General features: G+C 75.5%; 1 protein-coding gene. It reads right to left on the bottom strand.

What is annotated here, in order from left to right; translation table 11 throughout:
• Positions 1-351: PEP-utilizing enzyme (locus tag HP550_RS00115; RefSeq protein ID WP_246280320.1), on the bottom strand; the 351-nt coding region annotated here is incomplete at both ends.

Raw genomic sequence — 351 nt, 5'->3', positions numbered from 1 at the left:
GCGCGACGACGGCCGCATGAGACGTCTTTCCGCCGCGGGCCGCGAGGATGCCGTCGGCGACGATCATCCCCCGGAGGTCGCCCGGCTGGGTCTCCCGCCGCACCAGGATCACGTGGGCGCCGGCCTCGTTCCGCTCGAGCGCCTGGGCGCTCTCCAGGACGACCTCCCCCCCCGCCGCGCCCGTTGAGGCCGCCATGTCGGCCGTCTCCAGGCGCCGTTCTTCACTTGCGGCGCACTGCGGCAACAGCAGCTGGTCGAGCTTGTCGCCCCGCCAGCGGCTGAGCTCCTCGTCCCCCGTGAGCTGGCTCTCGCCGACCCGCGCGGCGGCGGACCGGTACGCCGCCTCCGCCG

The sequence above is a fragment of the Cellulomonas humilata genome (genome assembly GCF_013359775.1).
GTDB classification, from domain to species: domain Bacteria; phylum Actinomycetota; class Actinomycetes; order Actinomycetales; family Cellulomonadaceae; genus Cellulomonas; species Cellulomonas humilata.
The sequence above is the reverse complement of the archived record's forward strand: the minus strand, read 5'-3'. Positions and strand labels throughout refer to the sequence as shown.